The organism is Streptomyces sp. MK37H, assembly GCF_018035285.1.
Taxonomy (GTDB): Bacteria; Actinomycetota; Actinomycetes; order Streptomycetales; family Streptomycetaceae; genus Streptomyces; species Streptomyces endocoffeicus.
In genome coordinates this window covers 1-4,624 of sequence record NZ_JAAAYH010000571.1, presented here as the reverse complement: position 1 = coordinate 4,624, position 4,624 = coordinate 1, and the positions used below count along the sequence as shown (strand labels likewise).

The 4,624-nt window shown below is 72.0% G+C and carries 3 protein-coding genes; 2 read left to right on the top strand and 1 reads right to left on the bottom strand.

Features of this window, described 5'->3' with window-relative positions:
- Nucleotides 1-1,563: multicopper oxidase family protein (locus GWI24_RS40755; protein WP_210951062.1), on the top strand; the 1,563-nt coding region annotated here is incomplete at its 5' end.
- A 136-nt stretch (nucleotides 1,564-1,699) separates the two neighbouring features.
- Nucleotides 1,700-3,454 carry an NAD+ synthase gene (locus GWI24_RS40750; protein ID WP_210951061.1) on the top strand — a complete coding sequence of 585 codons (1,755 nt, stop codon included), beginning with the start codon at nucleotides 1,700-1,702 and terminating at the stop codon, nucleotides 3,452-3,454.
- Nucleotides 3,455-3,519: 65 nt separating this feature from the next.
- Here the strand turns inward: GWI24_RS40750 and GWI24_RS40745 are convergent, their stop codons facing one another.
- Nucleotides 3,520-4,305, bottom strand: coding sequence for an alpha/beta fold hydrolase (locus GWI24_RS40745; protein WP_210951060.1), 786 nt, complete (start codon nucleotides 4,303-4,305; stop codon nucleotides 3,520-3,522).
- Nucleotides 4,306-4,624 lie beyond the last annotated feature (319 nt).

Below are 4,624 nucleotides of genomic sequence, written 5' to 3'. Positions count from 1 at the left end.
CAGTACGTCTCCCCCCATGGCCCGGAGGTCGCCGCGACCGAGCGGCGGCGGGGCCCCGGCCCGGTGCGCACCTTCCGGCTCACCGCCACCGCGACCACCCTGGACATCGGCGCCCGCAAGGTGACGTCCTGGGCGTACGAGGACCAGGTGCCGGGCCGGGAGATCCGGGTGACCGCGGGCGACACGATCGCGCTCACCCTCGCCAACAACCTGCCGCAGCCCACCACGCTGCACTGGCACGGCATCCGGCTGCGCAACGACATGGACGGCGTCCCCGGGGTGACCCAGCGGGCGATCAAGACCGGCGCCGCCTTCGACTACCGCTTCACCGCGTTCTACCCGGGCACGTACTGGATCCATCCGCACTCGGGCGTCCAGCTGGACCGAGGGCTGTACGCACCGCTGATCGTGGAGGATCCGAAGGAGTCGCTGACGTACGACAAGGAGTGGGTCGTCGTCCTGGACGACTGGCTCGACGGGGTGGGCGGCCGCACCCCGGACGAGGAGTTCGAGCGGCTCAACGCGGGCAAGGGCGGCGCGGTCGGCCATGCGATGGACGACGGCTCGACGGATGACGGCTCGACGGACGGCTCGACGGACCACGGCTCGACGGACGACGACGGCAAGCGCGGCGCCAAGCCCACGGCGACGGCCAAGGCCAAAGCCACGGCGACAGCCACGCCCACGGCCAAAGGCACCGCCGCGGGCGGCGCCAAGCGCGACCGGCCCCGGTCCGCGGCGCGGAAGAAGGCCGCGCCCATGGAGAGCCGGCTGCTGGGCGGCCACGCGGGCGATGTCGCCTACCCCCACTACCTGGTCAACGGGCGCAGCCCCGAGTCCCCGCAGGTCTTCCGCGCCAAGCGTGGCGACCGGGTGCGCATCCGCATCATCAACGCGGGCGGCGACACCGCCTTCCGCGTCGCCCTCGGCGGCCACCGGATGACCGTCACCCACACCGACGGCTACCCCGTCGTACCGGCCAAGACGGACGCGCTGCTGCTGGGCATGGGCGAGCGCTACGACGTGCTGGTCACCGTCAAGGACGGGGTCTTCCCGCTCGCCGTGATCGCCGAGGGCAAGGGGCGGTCCGCGATGGCGGTGCTGCGCACCCGTGGCAAGAACCCGGTGAAGTTCCCGCGCCCCAAGGAGCTGGACGGCGAGCTGCTCACCGCGGACCGGCTGAAGGCGGCGGAGGACGTCCGGCTGACGCCCAAGGAGCCCGACCGCATCATCCGGATGCGGCTCACCGGCTCGATGCGGCGCTGGGACTGGGCGATCAACGGCCGGCCGTACGACCCCTCGCAGCGCTACCCGGTGCGGGAGGGTGAGCGGGTGCGGATCTCGTTCATCAACGGCACCGACATGTGGCATCCGATCCATCTGCACGGCCACACCTTCGCGCTGCCGGACGGCGGCCCCCGTAAGGACACCACGGTCCTGCTGCCGCACCACAAGGTGAACGTGGACCTCGACGCCGACAATCCGGGGCTGTGGATGGTCCACTGCCACAACGTCTACCACTCGGAGTCCGGGATGATGACCATCCTCGGTTACCAGAAGTAGCCGCTCGCGGCGGGCAAGGCCCGGTCCCCGGAGGCGAAGGGGCCGGGCAGGGCACGGTTCGCCCGGCGTGAGAAGCCAGGCGTGAGAAGGGAGACACCCCCGGCTATCGCGTCAGACAGACGATTACACTGGGCGCGTGCCTCAACTTCGCCTCGCTCTGAACCAGATCGACTCGACCGTCGGCGACCTCGACGGCAACACCGAATCGATACTCCACTGGACCCGGCACTCCGCCGAGCAGGGCGCCCATCTGGTGGCGTTCCCCGAGATGGTGCTGACCGGCTACCCCGTCGAGGACCTGGCGCTGCGCTCGTCCTTCGTCGAGGCGTCGCGCGCCGCGCTGCACTCGCTCGCCGAGCGGCTGAACGCCGAGGGGCTGGGCGAGGTGCCGGTGGTCGTCGGCTATCTCGACCGCAGCGAGCGCGCCCGGCGCTACGGCCAGCCGGCCGGGTCGCCGCAGAACGCGGGCGCCGTGCTGCACCGGGGCGCGGTCGTCCTGACCTTCGCCAAGCACCATCTGCCGAACTACGGCGTCTTCGACGAGTTCCGCTACTTCGTGCCCGGCGACACCCTGCCCATGGTCCGCGTCCACGGCATCGACGTGGCGCTCGCCATCTGCGAGGACCTGTGGCAGGACGGCGGCCGGGTGCCGGCCAGCTGCTCGGCGGGGGCCGGGCTGCTGCTGTCGATCAACGCCTCGCCGTACGAGCGGGAGAAGGACGACACCCGGCTGGAGCTGGTGCGCAAGCGGGCCCAGGAGGCGGGCTGCACCACCGCGTACCTGGCCATGATCGGCGGCCAGGACGAGCTGGTCTTCGACGGCGACTCGATCGTGGTGGACCGGGACGGCGAAGTCATCGCGCGGGCCCCGCAGTTCGCCGAGGGCTGCGTGCTGCTCGACCTCGATCTGCCCGCCGCCGACCCGGGCTCGGTCCCCGAGGGGGTCGTGGACGACGGGCTCCGCATCGACCACGTCACCCTCTCCGCCGACCCGCTGCCCCGCTACGAGCCGGAGCTCGCGGGCGGCGAGGCCGAGCGGCTCGGGGACGACGAGGAGATCTACACGGCGCTGGTCGTGGGGCTGCGGGCCTATGTGGCGAAGAACGGTTTCCGCAGTGTGCTGATCGGGCTCTCCGGCGGGATCGACTCCTCCCTCGTCGCCGCCATCGCCTGTGACGCGGTCGGCGCGCAGAACGTGTACGGCGTCGCGATGCCCTCGCGCTACTCCTCCGCGCACTCGATCGACGACGCCGCCGAGCTGGCGCGGCGCACCGGACTGAACTTCCGCACGGTCTCGATCGCCCCGATGTTCGACGCCTATATGGGCGCCCTGGGGCTCACCGGGCTGGCCGAGGAGAACCTCCAGTCGCGGCTGCGCGGCACGATGCTGATGGCGATCTCCAACCAGGAGGGCCACATCGTCCTCGCCCCGGGCAACAAGTCCGAGCTGGCCTGCGGCTACTCCACGCTCTACGGGGACTCGGTCGGCGCGTACGGCCCGATCAAGGACGTCTACAAGACCTCCGTCTTCCGCCTGTCGAAATGGCGTAACCGCGCGGCGGAAGAGCGGGGCCAGACCCCGCCCATCCCCGAGAACTCGATCACCAAGCCGCCGAGCGCCGAGCTGCGCCCCGGCCAGGTCGACACCGACTCGCTCCCCGACTACGACGTCCTCGACCGCATCCTGGAGCTGTATGTCGACCGTGACCAGGGGCGTACCGAGGTCGTGGCGGCGGGATACGACGACGCGCTGGTGACCCGGATCCTGCGGATGGTGGACACCGCCGAGTACAAGCGCCGGCAGTACCCGCCGGGCACGAAGATCTCCGCGAAGGGCTTCGGCAAGGACCGCCGACTGCCCATCACCAACCGCTGGCGGGAGCACGTCTGAGGCTCTTGGCACATCTGAGGCTCTTGGCACGTCTGAGCCTCTTGGGCGGCGTTACGCGCGGCGCCCTATGACTGCGCCTGGGCGTCCAGGAACGTCCTGATCAGGCCCAGCCACGCATCGGGCGCCTCCGCGAACGGCAGATGGCCGGACTCCAGCTCGGCGAGGCGCGCCCCCGGGATCGCGTCCGCCACCTGGCGGTGGTGGTACGGCGTGGCCATCGCGTCCCGCGTCGTGGAGATCACCAGGGTGGGCACCCGGATCCGGCCCAGGTCCTCACGGACATCGATCCGGCCGACCAGTTCGACCTGGTCGATCGCGCCGGGCGGCACCGAGGCGCGGGCGCCCTCGATCACCGTGGCGAGCTCCTCGGGCGTCATCCGGTCCAGATAGGGCGCGCCCGCGCCGATGAGCGCGGTCCAGCGGGCGGTCGCCTCCTGGTCGCCCGAGCGGAGATGGCGCAGCCAGTCGTCCACCAGGAGCCGCATCCGGGCGCTGGGGTGGGCGAAGGTCGCGGTCAGGACCAGCGCGGTGACCCGCTCGGGGTGGCGGGTGGCGGCGCGCAGGGCGACCGGCCCGCCGAGGGAGTATCCGGCGATGGCGAAGGTGTCCAGGCCCTCCTCGACGGCGGTGGCCACCAGTTGGTCGGCCAGGGTGTCGAGGTCCAGCGGCCCGCTCGCGCGCGGGGTGCGGCCGGAGCCGGGGTAGTCGGGGCCGACCACGCGGTGGCGCTCGGCGAGGCCGTCCAGGATCGGGCCGTAGTTCCCGTCGATGGAGCCGGTCGCGCCGTGGGCGAGCAGCAGGCCGGGGCCGGCGCCCCGGACGATGCGGGCCAGGGGTGAGGTGCTGGTCATCAGGTGTGTCCTTACGTCTCACGGCTGATGACGGGGACGCTAAAGCCTCACATCGATGTCAAAGTCAAGCGCACCGGGCCCGGACCGCTCCGGGCAACGGAAAGGCCCCCGCCGGGCGGCAAGGGCCTCGTCTCGGCTCCGGCTCGGAGGCGCCCCGCAGGGGCGCGGGGCTGCGTCGATGTGCGGCTCCGCCGCGGCTGTGTCGATATGCGGCTCCGCCGCGTGGGACCAGCCACGACGGCGCCGCAGACGATCGACGGCGCCTCAGGCGGCGGAGCGCTTACGGGGGTGTCCGGCGGATCTTTCCCCTCCCCGCCCC